This window comes from Rhodococcus sp. 05-2254-6, assembly GCF_002258565.1.
GTDB lineage: Bacteria > Actinomycetota > Actinomycetes > Mycobacteriales > Mycobacteriaceae > Rhodococcoides.
In genome coordinates, this window is sequence record NZ_NOZF01000082.1 from 11,814 (window position 1) to 35,012 (window position 23,199).

Consider the following 23,199-nt stretch of genomic DNA (forward strand, 5'->3'; position numbering starts at 1 on the left):
GCGGACCCGGGTCTCAAAGCCGGCCTGAGCACGCACAACGGTGCACTGTTGTCGGAGACCGTCGCCGCTGCGTTCGCCTGAGCGGCTGCGCCGCACGTGCACGAAAACTCGTAGCCCACTACGAGCTTCCACTCACGTGCGGCGGAGCCGCTCACGCGCTGTGACGACCGGAGCGCCTGCTCTTGCGGGTGGGTGCCGTCGCCCGGCGCTGCGCTCGGTTGGAGGGCCCGCCCACGTTGATGGGGCGGGCCAACAGCACGGCGATCGCCGTGGTCAGCGGAACCGACAGGGCAAGCGCCACACCGCCGACTGCGGAGCGGACGATCTCGATGGCCACCGAATCGCCGGTGAGTACGTCCTGGATGGATCGGTCGGCGACGCTGAAGAGCAGCAGCAGCGGCAGTGCGCCACCGGCGTAGGCGAGCACGAGCGTGTAGACGGTACTGGCGATGTGATCGCGACCCACCCGCATCGTCGCGGTGAAGATCTCGCGCCGCGACGCCGTCTCGTCCACCGAGGCGAGCTCGAAGGCCGCTGACGCCTGCGTGATCGTCACGTCGTTGAGCACACCGAGCGAGCCGATGATGAAGCCGGCCAACAGTAGACCGGTGACGCTGACGTTGCCAATGTACGTCTGTACGGCGGTGTTCTGTTCCTCGGACAATCCGGTCAGGTGGGTCATGCGGATGGCGACGTACGACAGCACCGCCGCCACTGCCATCGAGGTGAGGGTGCCCAGCAGCGCCGAGCTGGTCCGAAGGTTCACACCGTGCGCCAGATAGAGCACGGCATAGAGAATCACCGCACCGGCGACGAGGGCCACCGGAATGGCGGGTGCACCGTCGAGCAGGGCGGGCAGCATGAACACGACCAGCACGGCGAACGCGATGAGCAGGCCGACCAGTGCACGGAATCCCCGCCAGCGGGCGACGATGCAGATGACCACCGCGAACACGCCGACGATCAGCGCCAACGGTAGCCCGCGGGAATAGTCGTTGAAGGAGTAGCGGACTCCACCGGCAGGGTCGGTCTGTACAACCAACCGGATGTCCTCGCCGGCACTCAGGGTCGGTTGCCCGGGCCCCGGAGCGATCTCGAGTACCGTGCGCTTGCCCGCGTCCTCGCCCGTGGTGATGTCGACGATGCTGCGCTGACATTCGTAGGAGTCGTTGACCGCGGGGGTCGGGTCACCGGTGAACGGTCTTCCGGCGTCGGGACTTCCGCAGGGCCCGATGCTCTGCGAGGTGATGGTGCCCGCCTCGGTGGACACTGCGCCACCGCCGGAGGTCTGGAACGGCAACGGGATGTCGACGCTCTGCTGGCTCGGCCACAGAGCGATCGCACCACCGATCACGGCGATGGCAATGGCGACCAACAGTCCGACGACGACCTTGGCCGCCACCGGTCCCAACGGAACCGGAGTATCGCTGTGGCCGTGCCCGTGCCCGTGGCCCGCGTAGGAGTCGAGGCTCGGCTTGGTGCCGTCGGGAGGATTGCCGTGTGGTTCCACCATGCAAGGCTAGTACGGGGCCAGGTTGGTGACAGATGCGAGGAGCTCGGTGGCGGGGAGCAGGGGGGGGCGTCCCCCGCCACCACCTGACCGACCCGGGGGGGGAGGGGACGACCAGGGCTCGCGGGCACCGAAGTGCCGTCCGCCAATGTACAGATCATTCGTCGCTGAGGCGGGATCACACCGATGTTTTGTGCATCACTTTCAACTACTTTCGAGTAACTTCCGGTGTCACTGCTTGTACGACGCGAGGAAGTTACCGAACCTCTCGATCGCCACCGCCAGGTCTCGCGCCCACGGCAGAGTCACGATGCGGATGTGATCGTGGCCGGGCCAGTTGAATCCGGTGCCTTGAACCACGAGGATTTTCTCCTGCAGCAACAGGTCCTGGACCAGCTTTTCGTCGTCGTAGATTTCGTGTACTTCGGGGTCGAGTCGCGGAAACGCGTACAGCGCACCCCGCGGTTTGACGCACGAGACGCCGTGAATCGCGTTGAGTTTCTCCCATGCGACGTCGCGCTGCTCGAGCAGACGGCCGCCGGGCAGGATCAGATCCTCGATGCTCTGGTATCCGCCGAGAGCGACCTGAATGGCATGTTGCGCAGGCACATTGGGGCACAGTCGCGTCGACGCGAGAAGGTCGATACCTTCGATGAATCCTGCGGCGTGCTTCTTCGGTCCGGTGATCGCGAGCCAGCCGGCGCGGTAACCGGCCACTCGATACGCCTTGGACAGTCCGTTGTACGTGAGGCAGAGCAGGTCGGGAGCCAGGCTCGCCAGCGAGGTGTGCTCTGCGTCGTCGTAGAGAATCCGGTCGTAGATCTCGTCTGCGAGCAGCAGCAGCTGGTGCTTGCGTGCGAGATCGACGATGCCCTGCAGCACCTCCTTCGAGTACACCGCACCCGTCGGATTGTTGGGATTGATCACCAACAGTGCGACGGTCTTCGGAGTGATCTTGGACTCGATGTCGGCCAGATCGGGATTCCAGCCGTTCTCCTCGTCGCACATGTAATGCACGGCCTTGCCGCCGGACAGTGTCGTCATCGCCGTCCACAGCGGATAGTCCGGAGCCGGGATCAGTACTTCGTCACCGTCGTCGAGCAGTGCCTGCATCGTCATCGTGATGAGCTCGGACACCCCGTTGCCGAGGTAGATGTCGTCGACGTCGAGCTCGGGGAAGCCCGGCTCGAGCTCGTATCGGGTGACGATGGCGCGCCGCGCGGACAGAATGCCTTTCGATTCCGAGTACCCCTGCGCCACCGGCAGCGCCGCGATCATGTCCCGCACGATCACATCGGGGGCCTCGAACCCGAACGGGGCCGGATTGCCGATGTTGAGCTTGAGGATGCGGTGCCCCTCCGCCTCGAGCCGCGCGGCATGGGCGTGTACCGGCCCGCGGATCTCGTACAGCACGTTCTGCAGCTTGGTCGACTGCTGCAACGTGCGGTAACGCGGCTGGGAGTGGATCTGCGGAGTGGTCACCCGTCACATCGTGCCAGGTGGGTGCCACGTAATTCCACGAGGTTGTTTCGCCCGAGATGTCGGTGGCGGGTGGAACAATCTCGTTCCATGTGCGGACGGTATGCCAGTACCCGGAGTGACAGTGACCTGCAGGCGGTGTTCGACATCGCCGAGACCGTCGGTGCGGAGGTGCCGCCGTCGTACAACGTGGCCCCCACCCAGACGGTCCGGACGGTGCTCGAGCGCGCACCGAAGGACGAACCCGAGGCCGACGCCGTGCGACAACTGCGGTCGGTGCGCTGGGGCCTGATCCCCTCGTGGGCGAAGGACGCCAAAATCGGTTCTCGACTGATCAACGCCAGGTCCGAGACCATCACCGAGAAGCCGTCGTTCAAGAAGGCGGCGAGCCGTCGACGATGCATCGTGCCCGCAGACGGCTACTACGAGTGGGAAAAGCGCGACGGCGCGAAGGTGCCGTACTTCCTGCACGAGGGCTTGGATAGTGGTCGTTCCGCGGGCTCCACTCCTGGAGTATTGGCGATGGCCGGCCTGTACGAGCTGTGGCGAGACCCCACCAAGGCCGAGGACGACGAGGATCGGTGGGTCTGGTCGGTCACCGTGCTCACCTCTCCTGCAGCCGATGCGCTCGGGCACATTCACGATCGCTCGCCGGTGGTGCTTCCGCCGGAGCTGCGCGCGAGCTGGCTCGACCCCACTGTGACCGATCTCGGCGACGTGCAGGATCTGTTGGCGGCCATCCCTGAGGCGCGGCTCGAGCCCTACGAGGTGAGTACCGCGGTCAACAGTGTGAAGAACAACAGCCCGGAGCTGTTGGTACCGGTGTAGCGGTGGCTCAGGCGAGTCTCGTGCGGCAGATGTCGGCGATCGCGGACCGCTCGTCCGGGGACAGGTCCTCGGCGACCGGCGAGTCCAGGATGCGACGCAATCGCTGGAAGTAGGTACGCGCGTCGATGCCGAATGCCACGTAGATGTCCTCGTCGCTGCCTCCGCCGTATCCCCGCCAGGTTCGGCCGAAGGTCAGAATTTCGTGGTCCACCGAATGGGTAGTGGTCCGGCGCATGGTGTCCCCCTAGTGCTACTCGACCCCCATCATCCGGGTCATGGTTGAAGGGCCGGTGAACAACGCGTTACGTGCATGTCAGTTCACTAAGGTGGACGGCGTGACTGCTCTCGCCTTCGGATCCTGGCCCTCGCCCATCACCGCAGCAGATCTGTCGTCGGCGGGCCACCCCGTCGAGGGCGGGCGCTTCGTCGGCAGCGAGATCTGGTGGTCGGAACTGCGGCCCGCCGAACAAGGCCGAACGGCCATCTGCCGGTATGTCGACGGAGAAGTGCAGCCGGTTCTGCCCGCACCGTTCAACGCCCGCACCCGCGTCCACGAATACGGCGGGGGAGCCTGGACTGCGACGGCCGACGGAGACCTGGTGTTCGCCGAGTTCTCCGATCAACGCGTCTACCGACTCACCCCCGGCGCCGCACCCGTCCCGCTGACCCCGAAACCGGCTGTGGCGTCGAGCATTCGGTACGCGGACCTCTCGGTGGTCGGCACCGACGTGATCGCAGTTCGCGAGATGCACGACGCAGGCGCGGTGTCCCGAGACATCGTGGCCATCGATCTCGGCGGCGGCGGGGTGCGCTCGCTGGTGGCGGGTTCGGACTTTCTGGCGTTCCCGAGACTGTCACCCGACGGCACCCACATCGCCTGGATCGCGTGGAACCACCCGCAGATGCCCTGGGACGGAACGGAACTGCGCGTCGCCTCGCTGGCCGAGCCGTCGTCCTGGACGGTTCTGCTCGGCTCGACCGAGGAATCGGTGCTGCAACCGGAATGGATCGACGACGAGTCGCTGTACGCAATCGGTGACCGAAGTGGTTGGTGGAACCTGTATTCGGTCAAGCTCGACGGGTCGGTCACGCCGCTGCTGACGCTCGACGCGGATTTCGGTGCTCCACTGTGGCGGTTGGGATCGAGTTGGTACGAGGTGCTGGACGACGGGACACTGCTCACCGTGCGGACTGTCGGCACCGACACCCTTGCGCTGCTCGACCCGGCGTCCGGAGTGCTGGAGGACATCGCGCTCGACGGTATGACCTCGGTGGGGCTCGGTGGGCGCTCCGGCTCGACCGTGCTGATCAAGGGCGGCGGAGCGTACGTGGCAAGCGCGCTGTTCGCACTCGACCTCGAATCTCGTGAACTGACTTCTGTGCGTTCGGGTTTCGAGTCCGTACCCGACAGCGCATACCTCCCCGAGGGGCGTCAGGTGACGTTCCAGGGGCCGAACCGTGAGGTGCACGCCATCACCTATGCGCCGCGCAACCCCGACTACGAAGGCCTGGACGGTGAACTGCCGCCGTACGTCGCCTTCGTCCACGGCGGCCCCACGGCGCACGTGGCACCCGCTCTGAACCCGTTGTTCGCCTACTTCACCAGCCGCGGCATCGGCGTCGTCGATGTGAACTACGGCGGTTCCAGTGGATACGGCCGCGAATACCGCAACCGGCTGCGCGGGCAGTGGGGAGTGGTCGACGTCGAAGACACCATCGCCGCGGTGCAGGGGCTGGCCGACAGTGGACTCGCCGACCCCGCCAGATTGGCGATCGAAGGTGGCTCCGCGGGCGGGTGGACGGTCTTGGCTGCGCTGACATCGTCCGATGTGTTCGCTTGCGGCGCATCGTACTTCGGAGTGGCGGAGCTCGAGCTGTTCGTTGCCGAGACCCACGACTTCGAGTCCCGCTACATCGACGGGCTCATCGGACCGTTGCCCGAGGCCATCGATCTGTACCGCACCCGGGCACCGGTGAACAACGTCGACGGACTCTCTTGCCCAGTGCTGTTGTTGCAGGGACTCGACGATCCGATCGTGCCGCCGTCGCAGGCCGAACGATTCCGAGATGCCATGGTGAGCAAGGGGATACCGCACGCCTACCTGGCTTATGCGGGTGAGTCGCACGGATTCCGCAAACTGGAAACGCAGGTGAACGCGCGAGAATCCGAACTGTCCTTCTACGGCCAGGTCATGGGGTTCACGCCGCCCGGAATCCCCGAGCTGCAGCTGTGGCGTCCCGCTAGCTGAGTGGTGGGTGCGCGCGCTTCGCTTCCAGAAACTCGAGGAGTGCACTGGGGATGGCGCAGTACTTGCTGTTGCCCTCGGACAACTTGCTGCCCACCTCGAACGCTGCCTTCGACGGGCCGTCGTTCTCGAGAATGAGTGCACAGAGGCGCTCGTCGGTGCGGCCGGATTCGCAACACTGCTCGACGTGCGCTCGGTCGTCCGGCGACAGAGCCGTCCACCACTCGTCGTAGCGGCGAAAGAGCTTGTCCGCGTCGTCGGTCATGCCTGCTCCCTACTTGTCGGTACGCCTTCGCGTCCGACCATACTCACGATGTCCGATTCGGCTACTTCCGAGGGGGGTTCGCGGGAACCTCACACCGCTTTTGCAGGGTGCGCGCCTGCATTTCGACGCGAGGACGGGCGCGCGGTCGGTAGAAGGGTCGCTCGGTGGCGTCGGCCGGCTCTGTCGGCAGCATCGCGGATCATCCGATCGACGAGCTCGGGGCGATCGAGATCCGACCAGGCGATTCGCACCACCTGACGGCCGGTTGCGCGAATGCGATCTTCGCGGCGCTTCTCCTCCCACAACACATCGGCCGCAGACTTCCCCTCGGGCACGTAGCGCCCGTACTTCACCTTGCCGTCGAATTCGAGAACAGTCTCGATGTCGGGCAGATCGAAATCCACGCGCCCGACGAAGCCACGGGAATCCGTGATCGGTACCTGCAGCTGTGGGGTGTAGCCCAGATGACGTAGCACCACGCGGGTGCGTGACTCCCCGACACTTTCGGACCGGCCGTCCATGAACTCCGCAACCCGACGTGCCGACCGATTGCCCGGATGGTTCGTGCACGAATCCAGTGCTGCAACAACATCTTCGGCAGCGAGTCCGCGTGCTCTCGCCGCGAAGTCCGCGATACAGACAGCAGTCTCGAACGGAAGTGAGCGAGCGCAATCGGCAACTGTGCGCGCCAGAGCGGTGACCCGAACGCCGTCGAAGTCCACGACTTCCTCGTCGGTGTACGGCGAGGTGTGCACCGCTCGAACGGCGCTGCTCCGACCTCCGCCCCGGGCGCGATTGCGCGTGATGTGCACCCGGCTCAGGTCGGCATTCCACACATCGAGACCGTGGAAGACAGCCGCACTCACATGGCTGACAACGGCGTCGGAGGCGATGGTTGCGTCGAACACGGCCTCGGTGATCACTCGATGCTTGTCTTCCCTGGGCAGGGCGTCGAATTCGTCTCTGCTGACGAACCGTCCGGGACGGAGTCGACGCCATGCTCGCGTTCGGCAGTAGCGCTGCAATTCTGCGTCGGAAATTCCGCGGGAGAGTGCGTCGGATCGCGAGACGATGCGGGTCATGAAGAAATGCTCTCGGGCGCAATCGGTTTCGGCAAGACCCCAGTGGCCGATTGTGGATAACTCGCTGCCTGTGGATAACTCGTGGGAGTGGACCTCACACCCCTACAGACGACTGCGCGCCCCTGCTCGGCAGTGAGCAAGGGCGCGTAGTCGGTAAAAGGGGGTGTGAGGTTACTTCCGGCGACCTGGAACCTTGGCTCCCGGGGCGAATCCGAGTCCACCGGCCTTCGGCTTGGGTGGCGTGCGGTCATCCGAACCACTGGACGGAGTGTCCGATGCCTCGGCTGGTGCCTCGGTGCTGGCCGCCTCGGCGGGTGCCTCGGTGGTCGACGCCTCGGCGGGTGCCTCGGTGGGTGCTTCGGCCGCGGATGCCTCGGCTGGTGCCTCGGTGGTGTCCGACGCCTCGGCTGGTGCCTCGGTGGTGTCCGACGCCTCGGCGGGTGTTGCCGCTGCTGCACCAGGTGTCCGTGCGCCCGGCTTCTTGAACCCGGACTTGACGGCCAGGCCCTTGGGCTTGACGGTCGGCTTGGATTCTGCGGCAGCCTCGGCGGCGGGTGCTTCCGACGCCTTAGCCTCGGCAACCGGTGCCTCAGCAGCAGGTGCCTCGGTAGCAGTGTCGTCGGAGACCGGAGCCTCGGCGGCAGGCTTACCCGGTGCCTTGGCTCCCGGCTTCTTGAATCCGGACTTCACGGCCAGACCCTTCGGCTGGACGGTCGGCTTGGATTCGGTTGCAGCAGAAGCCGATTCCGCAGGTGCGTCAGTGGTCGACGGCTCCGCGGCGGGAGCCGCGGTGCCCTCGGCCGGCTTACCTGGTGTCTTGGCACCCGGCTTCTTGAATCCGGACTTCACAGCCAGACCCTTGGGCTTGACGGACGGAGTCGATTCCGAGGCCTCGGCAGAAGGAGCTTCGGCAGCAGTGTCGGCAGGTGCAGGTGCAGCCGCCTTCGCGCCGGGTGCCTTGCCCTTCATCTGCAGACCCTTGCCACCGGGTGCCTTGCCGCCTGCCATTCCGAGACCCTTGGGCTTGGCCGCGGGTGCAGCCTCCTCCGTAGGCTCTTCGGCCTTGGTGGCAGAACCGGGTGCCTTCGCTCCCGGAGCCTTGGCCAGACCCTTCATCTTCAGACCGCCGCCGGCCTTGGGCGCCGGAGCTGCCGGAGCGGACTTCGCCTCGGCCGGCTCCTCGACGGGGGCGATGCGTTCGGCCTCTTCGACCTCCATCGCCTTTTCGGTCGCGAGCTTCTCCTCCGGAGTGCGCTCGCGGGGGATGACCTTGATGTTCTCGCCCAGTACCGAGGACTCGACGCGGGTGATCGACTCGAGCATCAGCTGCGCGACGTCGACGACCTCGACGCCCTCGTGTGCGCCGCCTTCCTGACGTGCAGTGACACCGTCCGTGAGCATGACGCGGCAGAACGGGCAACCGGTGGCGATCTTCTTCGGGTTGGTCGCCAGTGCCTCGTCGACCCGGTCGATGTTGATGCGCTTGCCGATGTTCTCTTCCATCCACATGCGAGCGCCACCGGCACCACAGCACATGGACCGCTCACCGTGGCGCGGCATCTCCTTGAGATTGGAGCCCGACGCGGCCATGAGCTCACGCGGAGCGTCGTACACCTTGTTGTGGCGGCCGAGGTAGCACGGGTCGTGGTAGGTGATGTCCTGGCTGACCGAGGCCACCGGGATCAGTTTCTTCTGGCGCACGAGGCGGTTGAGCAGCTGCGTGTGGTGCACCACCTCGTAGTCACCGCCGACCTGCGGGTACTCGTTGCCGAGCGCGTTGAAGCAGTGCGCGCAGGTGACGACGATCTTGCGCTTGCTCTGCTCGACACCGTCGAACACGCTGTTCAGCGTCTCGATGTTCTGCATGGCGAGCTGCTGGAACAGGAACTCGTTGCCCGCGCGGCGAGCAGAGTCGCCGGTGCAGGTCTCGTCCGCGCCGAGCACCATGAACTTCACGCCTGCGGTGGCGAGCAGCTCGGCGACGGCCTTGGTGGTCTTCTTGGCGCGATCCTCGTAGGCACCGGCACAGCCGACCCAGAACAGGTACTCGTAGTCCTGGAACGAATCGGCGTCCTGGCCGAAGACCGGGATGTCGAAGTCCATCTCGTTGATCCAGTTGAGGCGGTCCTTGGAGTTCTGGCCCCATGGGTTGCCCTTGTTCTCGAGGTTCTTGAACAGACCTGCGAGCTCGGACGGGAACTCCGATTCGATGAGCACCTGGTAGCGACGCATGTCGATGATGTGGTCGACGTGCTCGATGTCCACCGGGCACTGTTCGACGCAGGCACCGCACGTGGTGCAGCTCCACAGCACCTCGGGATCGATGATGCCGCCCTCGATGGCGTCGGCGACGAGCTTGCGATCGGCCTCGTCCCGAGCGTTCTGCGGGATGGCGTCCAGCGCCTTCTGGTCGACGTTGCCCTCGGAGTCGACGAGTCCGACCTCGTCGCCCGCCATGTCCTTCTTGCCGCCGGCCAGCAGGTACGGAGCCTTGGCGTGGCTGTGGTCGCGCAGCGACATGATCAGCAGCTTGGGGGACAGGGGCTTGCCGGTGTTCCAGGCGGGGCACTGCGACTGGCAGCGTCCGCACTCGGTGCAGGTGGTGAAGTCGAGCCAGCCCTTCCAGCTGAAGTCCTCGATCTTGCCTGCGCCGAACGCATCGACGTCGGGGTCGGCCTCTTCCATCTCGAGGACCTTGCCGCCGGACATCATCGGCTTGGCCGGGCCGAGGGCGACGGTACCGTCGTCCATGCGCTTGAAGTAGATGTTGGGGAACGCGGTGAAGCGGTGCCACGCGATACCCCAGTTGATGCGTGAACCGACGATGTAGAGCCAGATCATGCCGGACATCAGCTTGATGAACGCGAACACCGCGACCATGTTCGAGTTGGCGGGCAGCAGCTCGGCCAAGCGGATCGTGAAGAAGTCCGTGTACGGGTTCCCATGCCCGTAGGTGGCGATCTTGCCTGCCTTGACGAACACCATGCCGAGGCCCTCGATGAGCACGACGGCCTCGACGAAGTAGGCGGCTTTGAACCCGGAGCCGGCGAAGCGCGACTGACGCTCGGGCTTACGCGGGTGGTTGAGCTGGCGAATGATGATCAGCGTGGTGATGCCGATGACCGTGCCGAGTCCGAGCAGCTCGTCGATGAGGTGGTAGGCCGCGGTGTCACCGATGATGGGCCAGTGGAACTCGGGGTTGAACGTCTGGCCGTATGCCTCGAACCAGACGATGGCACCGAGCATGAAGCCGATCATGACCAGCCAGTGCGCCCAGCCGACGGTGCGGAACTTGACCATCTTGGTGTGCGCCAGGAACTCGACGACCATCTGCTTGAAGCGAGGGACTATCGGTCGCCAGCGGTCGGGTGCCGGCTGGCCGAGTCGCACGATGTTGAACATCCGCAGGCCCCCGCGAATGAAGACGTACCAACACACGAGGCTGAGCAGAGCACCGACTGTGCCCAACGTGATCGTCAGGGCGTTCATGTCGCGGCCTTTCGTTCAGGTGGCAGCTGGGGGCTACCGCGGGTTCGGCCCGTCGAGCTGGCTGACGGACTATGTTACTCGCCAGTAGCAGTTTTGCCGTACTGACGGGTAACTTAGCACCACCGAGTGAAGCGGTGCTGGTGGGTGGGGAAGTGAGGCCGTCCGACGGGTGGGCTGAACTCGTCGGTAGGTTGTCTCGCAGATCACCGTATGCGTAGGCCGTCGAGGTGCTGTCGAGAAGGCAGTCCTTACCTACTCCGTTCGTGTGGCGGGATGTCGCCGACGGGCCGCCTGGGGCCGGTGGGATCACGCGCTCGGTCTTCCTCGATCGTTCGAACGATCGACATCTCCGATCCCAGCATGACGTGACTCGAGTCGCTGTGCTGCGAATATCCAAAATGTTTGTGACAGTGGGTAACTGACAGGTGGAGAACCTGTCACAAAAGGACAACGACCGGTCCGATTCTTACGCTACAATTCGGGCGCACCAAAAGTCGCAAAAGAGTCATCGGGGTGACTTTGCGCTTGACGGCTGCCTAGCGGTACTGCCAAGCACTCAACGCCACAGAAACGGAACTGAACTCCACATGAAACTCAGCAAACTGGTCGTCACGTCGGCCCTCGTCGCAGTCGCGATGGGCCTGGCCAGCGGAACCGCGTACGCACAGCCCGCCGATGAAACGGCCCCCGGTGACACCAACTACACCGTCGATCTCGAAGATCGCACGATCGTCACCACCATCGACGCAGGCGTCTTCAAGGTCGCCGACGACGGCAAGACCGTCGACGTCCTCGACGCCGCCGACAACACGCTGGTGACTCTCCCGCTGTCGTTCAACCTCGGCGGACTCAACTTCCCGTACGAGCAGAACGTCGACGACAACGGCAAGACCCTGCGTCTGATCCCGGATCTCGACTTCACGAAGGCTTCGGCCAACTCGCGCAGCATCGGCGCAACGACCGTCGCCTCGCCCGAGGAGAACCTCAAGGCGCAGCAGAACTTCTCCTCGCAGCTGGGAATCGCGACCGCGATCGGTGGATTCACCGGCACCGCGATCGGTGCTGTTGTCGGTGGACTCGGCTTCCTCGGTGGCCCCGTCGGCTTGGCGTCGGTACCGCTCGGTGCAACGATCGGCGGCATCGCGGGCACGATCATTGCCGGCGGACCCACCCTCGTTGTTGCAGGCATCGACTTGATCAACACGCTGAACGCGGCACCGGGCACCACGGTCTGGGCCAAGTAAGCAAGTCTTCACCAAAAACCCGCACTCTCGTCGAGGGTGCGGGTTTTCTGCGTTCTGGGTGGGTCGGCGTCGAGTTCGGGCGACCGCCGCACCCGTACGAGCACCGTTGGATCGAGTGCAACGAAGAAGTGCTTTCACACGCTTATTAAACTTTCCGTAAAGTAAATAGCATGGAAACCGACTACGAACCCATTATCGGAGCCGTGGACAGAACGCTGTCCGACGAACTTCGCGACGAGTGGGACGCACTGGCCGAGCGAGTCGGAACGGTCTTCTCTTCTCGCCGCAGTTATGCGTTGAATGCACCGCGACCTGCGGGCAGTGAGCTGGTCTTCGTACACGTGCGTCGAGGTACGCGTCTGGTGGCCCTGGCCCCGATGTTCGTGACGCGACTCGGTCCGCTGAAGGTGGCGAAGATTCTCGGGGCCGGGCAGGGCGTTCCGACGGAACTGCTCAGCGAGGACGACGCGTCGTCTCGTGTCCTGTGGGATGCCGTCGACCGCTGCGGTCTGATCTTCTACGCGGATTCGATGATCGGCGATCGAAACGCCGTCGAGGCGCTCGGTGCGCATCAGCGGTGGCGTTCGGAGTCGATCGTGCGGGAGCGAGTTCCGGTGATCGACGTGCCGGAGGGAAGTACCGCTCGGGACGTGCGTGGGCACAGTTCGCTGAAGCGGCTCGGAAAGTACAGACGTCAGGCCGAGCGGGCCGGGAGTCCTCTCACTATGGAGACCATCCGCGATGCGAAGCACTTCGAGCGACGCTGGGCGGACATATCCCGCTTGGCGGCCGCGTCGACGCTCCACAGCGATCGCACCGACTACCTTGCGGAGGAATCGCCCGCCGACCCGTCGGCGTCGGCCAAGGACTTCCTGGCTCGCGAAGCAGCGGCCGGGAGATTGACTCTCTCCGGGGTGAGTGTGGAGGGGCGATGGCGTGCGCATCAGATCTGTGTTCGGACCGGAGCTCGACTCGAAGCCTGGTTGACGCATTACGATCCCGAGGTTGCGAAGTATCAACCCGGGCATCAGATGATGGAATGGTTCGTCCAGAGCCACGACGAGCTCGACGTGACCGTGCTGGACCTGGGCGTCGGTGTCAACGACATCAAGAAGTCCTGGTCCACCTCGGGCTACGACGTGCTGGCCGTGGTGGGCGTCCCCACACGCATGGTCGGGTCTCGGATTCTGGTCGGCTTGGTGCGTCGATGGGAGTTGTCGCCCGGGTTCGCGCATGCGCGAAGAGTCGGCTACGCGGCGCTGTCACGTCTGCGACCGTCCACGGGCTAGGACGTTCGGATCGTCAGGCCCGGGTTCTCGGCGAGTACGTCGTTGATAGGGGTGGCGAACAGCTCGGGCCGCTGACCCTGCAGCATGCTGACGACGGTCGCGACCTCGCAGGAGGGCTGATCGCCCACGTTCGATGCACTGGCGATGCCGACCGCGAGGGTGCCGCTGACGACAGGGCCGCCACTGTCTCCGCGTAGCGCGCAGATGGAGGTGGAGAAGCCACGGTCCAGGACGTTGTCGCCCAGCGCGACGTGCTGTCCGGTGGAAAGAATTGTGCCGCAGCTGAATCCGGTTCTGGATCCGGATTTGCACACCGGTGCTCCCACGATCGGGTCCACCGTCCCGGTGACGTGCAGTGGGCCTGCTCCGGGGACTCGCACGGCGTTGCTCTCGAATTCGGCGGCATTGGCGTCGTCGATGTCGATCAAGGCGTAATCGTTGCGGGACTGGCTGGTTCGATAGAACGTTCCGAATTTCGAGCCCACCAGACTGCCGTACATCGGATACGCGCCCGTCAGTGCCGCGGAACCGGTGTCGGTGGTGTTCGGATTGCAGTGGCCCGCAGTGATGTTGACCGATCCGCGCGTCGGGTCGACGGCGTTGAATCCGAGGGAGCACCGCTGACCGAGGCCGGCCGGTGTACCCGCGAGAAAGCTGTCACCGCCGAGATACGAACTCGCACGGATCGGGCCTGCCGTCGGTGACGGATCGAACGGGAGCAGGTCCAACAGCGGCTGGACGGCATCGACAATTGCCGGCGGTAGCTCGATGGGCGACGCGTCGATCCCGAAACCGTTGGCCGACGCGGCATCTGCGACGTCGGCGTGGGCCGGTCCGTCCGCCACCGCGACGACGGGACGTCCGTCCTCGTCCAGCCATGCCCTCGCTACGCCTTCGGAACCGACGGTGTCGGTGAACTCGGCCAGTCGGCGGGCTGCGTCCGCTCGGTCGAGAAATTGCTGCGGAGACAGCCCGAGGTCGCGGGCAACCGCGTCGGCCAACGCCTCAGGCAGCATCGTGTCGGCAACCGGATCTGCCCCAGCGGTGGGCGCGAACACGGCCGCCATCACCACAATCGGCACAGCGAACATCGACAGCCGGAACGCTCGGCGACGCATAGAAACCTCTCCCCCCGGGCATCTGCAGATGTGATGCCGTTCACCCGTCGTACGACTATAGGCGGTGGAGGGCTCCCGCCGTACCCACTATTCGGTGCGGAGTGTGCTTCCGGTCGCGCGCGTGACCTGATCGATGGGAATGCCCAGGCTTGCCGTGCCACCGTATTGCGCCAGCGCGAGGTTGGCCTCGTTGCAATCGGGTGCGCCGCCGCTGTTGGATCCGCTGGTGATTCCCAACGCGAGCGTTCCGGTCACGATGGCACCGCCACTGTCACCCGCGAGAGTGCATGCGGTGCTGGCGAATCCGCGAACGGTGCGGGACGTGCCGTCCTCCATGTAGAGCTGTGTCTCGACCCGATCGGCCGCAACCACTCCACAGGTGAACGACGACGACTGCCCGGACTTGCAGACCGGCGCTCCGATGACCGGCGATGCGGTTCCGGTGACGGTGACGGTGCTGCCGTTCGCTCCACGGACGGTGGGGCGGTCGAGTCCCGACGCGATGCCTGTGCCGTTCAGGGCGATGACCGACCAGTCGAGGCCGTCCTCTGCGCCCAGGCTGGACCGATCGAACGACCCGATCTGCGTGCTGCGCGAGATGTCGGCCGGATCGGGCAGGTAGACCGGTGCGCCGCCGGATCCGGTGGCCTTGGCGGGGTTGCAGTGGCCTGCGCTGAGATTGACGGCCGAACCGGAGGAGTCGACGGCGTTGAAGCCGAACGAGCAGATGCTGATGTCGGTGGCCGGAGCGTCGGCGATGGGTCCCGAGGTGGTGACGTAGGTGTCGCCGCCCATCGGAGTCGGGTCGACCGGCTTGTTTCCGCCGGGGGAGAGAATGACCTTGATGTTCGCCAGCAGGGTGGGCAGGTTCAGCGCGCTACCGATCGGGCTGTTCACCAGATCGATGACGATCTGGTTGTCGATGAAGTCGATGGCCGTTCCGTTGATCTGCTCGGAGATCTCGCGAGGGAGGCCGGCAATCCAACTGTTGAGGTCTGCCAGCGACTTCTCGAGTCCGTCTGCCGACACCGGCGACTGCGCGGTGGCGTATCCGTCCTTGGCGACGGCCTGCGCCGCAGCAGGTGAGGTGACGGCGACGACGGCATTGCCGTCGGGTCCGATCCAGGCACCGGCGAAATCTGCCGGACGGCTGGCCCGGAAGTCCGATGCGTATTCGGAGAGTTCCTGCGCGCGGGCCGCCCGATCGAGATACTCCTGCGGAGAGATCTTCAGATCTCGCTGCACGGCTTCGACGAGCTCGCGGGGAAGCTGGTCGGCGGGTGACTGGACGACGGGTTCTGCTGCTGCTGTCCCGGAGAACGAAGCAAGAAGTACAAAAGCCGTCGAACACAGCACTGCAGCACGCAGCGCCCCGGTGTTACGCATGAAATCCCTTCATCGGGTGCTTGTCATCAGCGCCCCACCCTAGGGCATCGGGCTCGGAATCCGTGATCGCGCAGCTCAGGGTTCTTCGAGCTCTTCGGATGGGGTGGTGGCCGTATCCGAGGTCGTGGTGGTCTCAGCCGGAGTCGTCGTCTCGACCGGGGTGGTCGTCACCGGAGTCGTGGTGACCGCAGGCGTCGTGGTGGGCACCACGGGCGCGGGGGCGGGCACCGGCGCGGGCGCGGGAGCAGGCAGGGGAGCAGGTTCGGGTGCCACGTACGGCTCGTCCGGCTGTTCGACGACCTCGGGTACGAAGACGGGCTCGACGGAGGTGGCGGTGGTGGTCGAGGGCGCGCGCGTCGAGGTGACGATCGGCGAGCCGGCATCGGTGACGGTCGGGGGTGTCGCGGCGGGAGCGTCACCGAACACTCCGCTCAGTGCTGCGATCGCGAGGACGATGACCACGCCTGCTGCTGCACCGGCAACGATGGTGGCGATCGTCCGCGAACGCTCGCTGCGTTCCTTCTTCGCCGCTACCGGCGCAGCGGCGACGGCCGGAGAGTGATCGGTGGTCGAGGTGTTCTCGTCGACCGGAACGATCGGCTCGGATCGAAATTCCGAGGGAGCGAACACCGGAGCGACCGCAGGGATCGCCTCGGAGAACGCGAGGGACGGTGCGGGCGCGACGACCGGGATGGCGTCGGTGTCGAGGGACTCCGTGCCGTCGTTTCGGGTGACGATCGGCGCGGCACCGGTCACCATGGAGTTGCCGTCGACATCCTCGACCTCGGCCAGCAGCAGGGCACCGCGGGTGGCAGCGAGCGGCTCGACGAGCACCGGGCCCGACGAGCGTTCGGTGATGCCGGTTGCCACCGACGGAAGTGCGGCGCTGCCGCCGGCGAGGATCACAGTGCCCGTCCCCGGAACGTCGAGCCGGCGGAGCAACGGCGCGACGAGGTCTGCGAACTCGGCTCGGGTCACCGTCGCGGACTGCGAGACACCGGGGAGTTCGACCGAGATCGTGGCGACGTCGGCCGTGCTCAAGGTCTGTTTGGCGGCCTCGCACGAGGCGACGACGCCGGCAAGGGCTGCCAGGACTGCCGCGTCGGACAGGTCGATGTGCTCGCGATCGGTCACCACGTGATCGAAGAGGGCGTCGGTGAACGCGTCTCCGCCGACGGCGGTGGTGCGGACCGTTCCACCGCCGGGAAAGGTGGAGATGTCGGTGCCGGTGGCCCCCATGTCGACCACGGTGACCGCTGCTCCCGGGCTCGGCTGCGCGAATGCGCTGGCGGCTTTCGCGTCCGGAGCCAGGGCGACATCGATGAGGCCCGTGTGATCGAGGGCGTCACGAAGCAGTGCGACGGCGGCGCGGGTCCACCGCGTCGGGTACGTCATCGTCGTGACGGGCATGTCGCTGGGCACGCCTGCCTTCGTGGACACCATCGTGACGAGGCAGTTGGCGGCGTTGGCCATCAGGTCATCGGCGCGGTAGGCGTCGGCGTCGGGCTCGAGATTTTCCTGCTGACCGACCAGATCGACGAACCGAGTGAACGGTGCCGACTCAGCAGGTTCACCGAGGTGGGCGCGGCCGTCCTCGTCGAATCTCAGAGTCGTCGGGAGGACGACGATCGTCGGTTCGTCCTCGGCCGATGCGCGATAGGCCGCGACGGACCTGGTGTTGCCCACGGTTATTCCGAGATGGCCGGCATCGCTCATGGGGTCTCCGCCGATCGGTCGTTCGGTGCGATCTGTTCGGTTACGGACTGCCCGTCGTCCGGGTCGGTGTCGGGGGTCTCAGGGGTGTCGGGGGTCTCGTCGGTTGGTTCGTCCGGAAGTTCCGGTCGGACCGGTTCGACGGCGATGGGAGGCTTCTCGCGGTCGTCGTCCTCGGGTGCCTCGAACGCTGGGCGCGTCTCGATCTCGATCCCGGGTTCGGTCTCGGTCGGTTCGCTCCGCGGGAGGTCGGAGGTTTCGGTGGGGGTCGTCTCTTCCGTGGTGGTGGTCGCCGTCGACGGAGCGACAGGAACGATCTCGGCGGCCGGTTCGGCGACGACGGTGGGGAAGTCGATCGGGCCACCCGACCCGGTGCCGCTCGACGACGTGCTCGGGACCAGCTGGGCGTTGTCGATGGTGGGGACGTCGGTGTCGGTGGGCGTACCGAGTTGCAGCGCGAAGAGCGCGGCACCGACGGTCAACGCGGCGGCGAACGCTGCCGCAGCGAACAGTGGTCGCCGGTCGGATCTCGCCGGGCTCACCACCGCGAACTGCTCGGTGACGGCGTCGACGGGGAACTGCGCAGCCAGAATCGCAGCACCGCGGGCAGCGGCGATTGCGGTGTCCTTCTTCTGCAGGGTCGGCAGAAGCGATGCGTTCCACGCGGCGAGTGCTTCTTCCTCGGCGACCAGCGCGACGTGTGCGAGCCAGTGCGCATTCATGGCCGAACGCAGCGCGAACACCTGCTCGGCAGTCCACCGGGCGGGATAGGTTGCCGCCGCGGCAAGATCACCCGGCCGCAGACCGATGGACGACGCCACCTCGGTGAGCAGGCACAACAGGGCCATCGACGTCAGTTGCTCGGCAGGAAAGACGGTTCCCTTGCTGCCGGTGACACCCACGCCGTCGGCGAGGGAGTCGAGAAAGTGTGTGTAGGCCTCGGAGTCGTCGTCGGTTGCATCTCCGAGCGAGACGGTGCCGTCGGGATGGGTGTTAAGCACGGTCGAGTGCAGTGACGCCAGGTGCAGCGACGGTCCGGGCGCGATCGGATGGGACACAGCGGCGACGGCGCGCTCGTCGTCCAGGTGGAGGCCGACGTCCGGTGTGCCGACACTCGCACTGCCGGGCTGCTCGGTCATGGGGCTGCTACCTGTTCTGGATCGGGGAGTGGTGCTCGGCCGTTATGTCGCTCCCGGTCCCCGCACAGTTACAGTGTCCACACTTGTGCTGGTCGAGGCCCCGTACCCCATGGCGCGCAGCATCGAGATCAACTCCGAGCGCGACTGCGCCCCGAGCCTTCGCCGAATGCGAGCCACATGGTGCTCGACGGTCTTGGGGGAGATGTAAAGCCGGCTGCCGACCTCGCGATACGTGACGCCGAGTACCAGCAGTTCGGCTACCTCGGCTTCGCGTTCGCTCAACGAGCCCGTCGGCTGCGGGGTCGATCTGGGGCTGTCGCGACCCGTCGAGCTGGGTTGGCGCAACGACCTGGCGATGTGTAGCAGCGAGGTTGCCGTCGCAGTATCGGTGACGGTCAGGGCGGCCTCGCTCGCCAAGCGGGCACCGTCCCACGGCAGTCCGAAGGCGGTGAGCGTGCGTGCCGAATTCTCCACCTCGGTCGCGTCGGGCCTGCCCTGCAACACGCCGAGCCACGCGCGACCGGCACCGGCGAGTGCGGCGCTGTACGGATGGGTCGGAGCGGCGGCGGCCAGAGCCTTGGCGTGCGGGACCAACGCGTCGGGAGTCTGCGCCACGATGGCCGCCTGAACCTGATACCAATGCAGCGCCGACGCCCATACGGGTGGATCGCCGAGCGCTGCGAGCAGGTCGGTGGCCTGCGCCACCAGATGCTCGACGCGGTCCACCTGGCCGAGTCGAGTTGCGGCCAAGAGCAATTCGCCCAGAGGCAACAGCGCGAACAGGTCGGTCGAGTATTCGGCGATCACGTTCTGGGCCTGGGTCCAAGCCGTGATCAGTGACCCTGCGTCACCGGACCTACGAGCCAGGCCCACTCGAATCGCGTGCAGGAACAATTGGTTGCGCACGTGTGACACCGGAATCCGGAGTGCCTCGATCGCGACGCCTGCTTCGGCGGTATCCCCTCGCAGCATCGACGCCCAGGCCCCGACGAGGCTCAACCTGGTGTGCGCCTCCGATCCCGGACGGTGCTCGGGAAGTGCTCGCGCCACGATGGAATCGACACGGGGTAGGTCGCCGCAGTGGACCGCGTGCAGCGCCGAGACGGCAGCGGCAGTATCCGGGGTGCACGAACGATCGGAAGTAGTGCCCGTCAACGTCATTGCCCGCATCAGTGCGTTGGCAGCGGCACTCGACGCGGCTGCGCTCCGCGAATCGATCGACCCGATCACCCCGGTGACGAGCAGACTGCCCGACGCGATACACGACGTCGGTGCGAGGGCAGTCACGGCAGCCATCGAACGGTCGGCGGCGCTGCGATCACCGGCCGCCGCGGCCGAGAGGGCAGCCCACACGGCGTCGGGTCCGAGCCGATCCTCGCCGAGCCACGCGAACAATTGCGCACTGCGCGAGGCCATTCCACGTTGCGCGGCAACAGACGCCGACACCCGCACCGCCGTACGCAGATCCGTCGCATCGAACCCGGCAGCGCCGTCGAGAACCACATCGGCGAATCTCGCCGCCTCGTCCGGATTCCCGGTGGCAGCCGCGACCTCGGACCGCCTCGCAGCCAGCGCCGCCGAGTCGAATCCCGCGTCGACCGCCGCGTCGTACAGGGCACCCGCGGTTTCGACAGCAGCAGAATCGGCTTGCTGCACAAGGAAATCTGCGAGACCCGGATGTACGACGCCTCGCTCTGCCAACGCACGTGCCGCGGTGGCGTCGAGCAGGCGGGATCGGGTGGCGATGTCGGTGACGGACGAGAGCAGAGCTCGGCAGCGCGCCTCTCCGATCATTTCGATCAGCGGGGCCTCCGCGGACGGAATCAACGTGCCCGTGGTGTCGAGCAGGCCGGAGCTGCAGGCCAGGTCGACGATCGACTCGACATCGGTCGCGCGTGCCACGATCTGCGCAGCCGACGCAGGGTCGGGTGTGATGCCGAATCGGGCTGCGAGCAGCAGTGCCCGCGTGTCGTCGGTGGTCTCGATCAGCATCCGACGGTGTTGTTCGGCAACGGATTCGGCGACCGCGCGCAGTGGAGCCGGATCGGAACGGTCGCCGCCGAGCGCGCCGATTGCCGCATCGACGGCGGCGAGAATTCCGCCGGTCGCCTTGGCGACGGCACCGGCGAGTGACGCCGAGATCGGTCGAACGGTCGCTGCTGCTCGCGCCGCGATGGCCACCTTGTCCAGCGGAACCAGAGTCAACCGGTTGGAACCGGCGGACGCGACGAGCTTCTCGATGCGGGAATCGAAGCTCCGCGGCGCGGTGGCGACGATCAGGGTGATGTCCGAGCGTGTTGCCGCCGCTGCGATCTCGTCGAGACGCTGCTCCGACAGCAGGTGCGCGTCGTCGACGAGAACCGTCGAGCCGGACGGCGCGTCGGCGATGGTGCCCGTGTACACGTCCACCGTCGACGCCACGGAATCGAGAACCGCGGATCGGCCGGAGCCGTCGACTCCGACGACGATATGAAATCCATTGGCGACGAGCGCATCACGGACGAAGCGATCGGCGCGCTCGATGCCGACGAGCGATGATCGAGTGCTGGTCACCGTCGACCTATCGGCCGGTCAAGCCGCCGAGGGCTCCGCCGAGCCCGTCACCCACGCCGCCGACGACACCGCCGAGCCCGTCACCGACGCCGCCGACCACTCCGCCGAGTCCGTCACCGACACCCTGTCCGACATCGCCGAGGGTGGGACCCTGGTAGCTGGGAACCTGCACGCTCGGTGCTTGCGGAACCTGCACCGCCGGAGGCTGGTAGTTGGGAACGGTCGGAGCGGCGACCGAAGGGATGGTCGGCACCGTGGCCGCGCCGTTGTCGGCCGGGGCAGGCGATCCCGCGACCGGAGCGCCGGTGGCCGGATCGATCTGCGTCACCGTTCCGTCGGCGTTGACCACCGTGGTCGGCGCACCCTCGGAACCGGGTGCGGCAACACCGTTCTCACCGGTCGCCGGCGTCGTCGTCGCGGCATCGGCCACCGCAGCGCTGGTTCCCGGTGTCTCGGTGCTCGAGATCGAGGTTTCCGCGTTCGATTCGGCCGGAGTGGTGTTGTCGGAAGTCAATGCCGTGCCCACCGACAATCCTCCGCCGGCGAGAAGCGCGAGAGCGAGGACGGATCCGGCCACGACACCGGCTTTCTTGCGACCGGACATTCCTGCGTCGGAGTCGACGGCGGTGGGCGTCGGTGCGGGCCGGGGAGTGGGGCGAGGCATCGGGGCGGCCGCCGCAGCGGACGCCACGGCCGTGGTGGGTGCCGCAGCCAGTGCTGCGGCGTTGTCTGAGGCGGTCGCGTCGGCGATGTCGCTGCCGAGTATCGCGGCACCGACTGCGACGGTCAGTTCGGGTCGCGGTCCGGCCACCACGGGTGCTCGCAGCTCGGACGACATGAGCTCGGCGACCAGTGGGATGGCCGAACTGCCACCGACGAGTACCACCTGGTCGATGTCGGAGACGTCGAGGCCCGCGGCCGTGACGGCGTCGCGTACCACCCCGATCGACGCCAGCAGTGATGCGCGCACCAGTTCTTCGACCTCGGAGCGCACCAGGCGTACCTCGGTGTGCAGGCCCGGGAGGTCGACCGTCAGTGACGTGGACGTGTCGTAGGACAGCTGTTCCTTCGCCTCGCCGCAGCGGGCCCGCAGTTCCACGAGTGCGCCGACGGTATCGGGGTCGAAGGGATCGAACTCGAAGGATTGGCTTCCCGAGACGGTGTCGAGGACGTACTGCATGATCGCGTGATCGAACTGCGCTCCGCCGAACTCCTCCGAATGCACTCCGGTTCCGACGGTGCCTGCCTCGGAGCCGGTGCGCATCAGCGTGACGTCGAGTGCGGTCGCGCCCAGGTCGTAGACCACGGCCAGGCCGTCGGCCTGTGGGCCGCGTGTCACTTCGAGCCACCGCATCGTGGCGACGGACTCCGGTACCAGCGTGACGTCGGTGAGTCCCGCGCGCTCGAGCGCTTCACCGAGAACCTCGGCGGTGTACGCCGTCCAGCGAGTGGGGTGGGTGACGACGACGGTAGGAGCGGCATCGGTCCCGGCGGAGACCTCGGCGACGAGTGCGCGAGCAGCGGTGGCGTACAGGTCCTCGGCTCGGTGACTGCGGCCGTCGTCGTCGATCAGTTCCACCGGATCGCCCACCCGGTCGGCAAATCCGCTGATCAGATTGCGCGTCGAACGGTCCCAGAGCTCTGCCAGACGCGGGGCCTCGCCCGGACGGAGGTCGAGTGCCGAACGCTTGACCACCGAGGTGACGGGTTCGGTGTCCAGAGCAGCCACCGCCGTCACCGAACCGATACGTATGCCGAGCCCTGCGTTCATCGTGGTGTCGCCGCCTTCGTCTCGCACTGCCGTCAGTACTACTGCCGTCACACGCACTGTCGGCAGTGGCCGATTATTCGTTACGTC

Annotated in this window: 16 protein-coding genes; 4 read left to right on the forward strand and 12 right to left on the reverse strand. The window is 66.3% G+C overall.

All coding sequences use genetic code 11. The features are described 5' to 3' along the window. Positions 1-151: 151 nt before the first annotated feature. A complete protein-coding gene (locus tag CH256_RS10000; RefSeq protein WP_068055425.1) occupies positions 152-1,513 on the reverse strand; it encodes a YibE/F family protein in 1,362 nt (453 codons plus the stop codon). A gap of 228 nt (positions 1,514-1,741) precedes the next feature. Then, positions 1,742-2,992: a pyridoxal phosphate-dependent aminotransferase gene (locus CH256_RS10005; protein WP_094669491.1), complete on the reverse strand. Its 1,251-nt coding sequence runs from the start codon at positions 2,990-2,992 to the stop codon at positions 1,742-1,744. Between the two features lie 87 nt (positions 2,993-3,079). Here CH256_RS10005 and CH256_RS10010 point away from each other — a divergent pair, with 87 nt between their 5' ends. Then, positions 3,080-3,817 carry an SOS response-associated peptidase gene (locus CH256_RS10010; RefSeq protein WP_094669492.1) on the forward strand — a complete coding sequence of 246 codons (738 nt, stop codon included), beginning with the start codon at positions 3,080-3,082 and terminating at the stop codon, positions 3,815-3,817. A 7-nt stretch (positions 3,818-3,824) separates the two neighbouring features. On the opposite strand, the gene CH256_RS10015 is transcribed toward CH256_RS10010, so the two are convergent. Further along, entirely contained in the window at positions 3,825-4,052 is a 228-nt protein-coding gene (locus tag CH256_RS10015; protein ID WP_068055415.1) for a DUF3263 domain-containing protein, read from the reverse strand. A gap of 100 nt (positions 4,053-4,152) precedes the next feature. On the opposite strand from CH256_RS10015, the gene CH256_RS10020 reads away from it, so the two are divergent. Next, positions 4,153-6,066, forward strand: coding sequence for a dipeptidyl-peptidase 5 (locus CH256_RS10020; protein ID WP_094669505.1), 1,914 nt, complete (start codon positions 4,153-4,155; stop codon positions 6,064-6,066). Here the strand turns inward: CH256_RS10020 and CH256_RS10025 are convergent. The 3 genes from CH256_RS10025 to CH256_RS10035 all read right to left on the reverse strand — a co-directional run bounded on the left by CH256_RS10025 (position 6,059) and on the right by CH256_RS10035 (position 10,899). Next, a complete protein-coding gene (locus CH256_RS10025) occupies positions 6,059-6,328 on the reverse strand; it encodes a hypothetical protein (RefSeq protein WP_068055411.1) in 270 nt (89 codons plus the stop codon). The two genes, CH256_RS10020 and CH256_RS10025, sit on opposite strands and share 8 nt — an antisense overlap. An 89-nt stretch (positions 6,329-6,417) precedes the next feature. Continuing rightward, complete coding sequence (locus tag CH256_RS10030; RefSeq protein ID WP_094669493.1) at positions 6,418-7,410, reverse strand: hypothetical protein; 993 nt, start codon at positions 7,408-7,410, stop codon at positions 6,418-6,420. A 171-nt stretch (positions 7,411-7,581) separates the two neighbouring features. Continuing rightward, positions 7,582-10,899, reverse strand: coding sequence for a (Fe-S)-binding protein (locus CH256_RS10035; RefSeq protein WP_094669494.1), 3,318 nt, complete (start codon positions 10,897-10,899; stop codon positions 7,582-7,584). A gap of 587 nt (positions 10,900-11,486) precedes the next feature. Between CH256_RS10035 and CH256_RS10040 the strand changes: the two genes are divergently transcribed. Both CH256_RS10040 and CH256_RS10045 read left to right on the forward strand, forming a co-directional pair. After that, positions 11,487-12,143, forward strand: a complete 657-nt coding sequence (locus CH256_RS10040; protein ID WP_094669495.1) for a hypothetical protein — start codon at positions 11,487-11,489, stop codon at positions 12,141-12,143. A 170-nt stretch (positions 12,144-12,313) separates the two neighbouring features. After that, positions 12,314-13,432, forward strand: coding sequence for a GNAT family N-acetyltransferase (locus CH256_RS10045; protein WP_094669496.1), 1,119 nt, complete (start codon positions 12,314-12,316; stop codon positions 13,430-13,432). Here the strand turns inward: CH256_RS10045 and CH256_RS10050 are convergent. The 6 genes from CH256_RS10050 to CH256_RS10075 form a co-directional block, all read right to left on the reverse strand. Beyond that, positions 13,429-14,550 (reverse strand): S1 family peptidase, encoded by a 1,122-nt coding sequence (locus CH256_RS10050; RefSeq protein ID WP_143536548.1) that lies wholly within the window; start codon positions 14,548-14,550, stop codon positions 13,429-13,431. The genes CH256_RS10045 and CH256_RS10050 overlap by 4 nt on opposite strands. An 87-nt stretch (positions 14,551-14,637) precedes the next feature. Then, positions 14,638-15,936, reverse strand: coding sequence for a S1 family peptidase (locus CH256_RS10055; protein ID WP_179272059.1), 1,299 nt, complete (start codon positions 15,934-15,936; stop codon positions 14,638-14,640). A 75-nt stretch (positions 15,937-16,011) separates the two neighbouring features. Further along, positions 16,012-17,652, reverse strand: coding sequence for an Hsp70 family protein (locus CH256_RS10060; RefSeq protein WP_094669498.1), 1,641 nt, complete (start codon positions 17,650-17,652; stop codon positions 16,012-16,014). Continuing rightward, the gene (locus CH256_RS10065) at positions 17,649-18,788 is read right to left on the reverse strand and encodes a hypothetical protein (RefSeq protein ID WP_094669499.1); all 1,140 of its coding nucleotides are present in this window, start codon (positions 18,786-18,788) and stop codon (positions 17,649-17,651) included. Before CH256_RS10065 ends, CH256_RS10060 begins: the two co-directional genes overlap by 4 nt. Positions 18,789-18,830: 42 nt before the next feature. Continuing rightward, a complete protein-coding gene (locus tag CH256_RS10070; RefSeq protein ID WP_094669500.1) occupies positions 18,831-21,341 on the reverse strand; it encodes a helix-turn-helix transcriptional regulator in 2,511 nt (836 codons plus the stop codon). Between the two features lie 7 nt (positions 21,342-21,348). Beyond that, the gene (locus tag CH256_RS10075; protein WP_231893841.1) at positions 21,349-23,163 is read right to left on the reverse strand and encodes an Hsp70 family protein; all 1,815 of its coding nucleotides are present in this window, start codon (positions 23,161-23,163) and stop codon (positions 21,349-21,351) included. Positions 23,164-23,199: the final 36 nt, after the last annotated feature.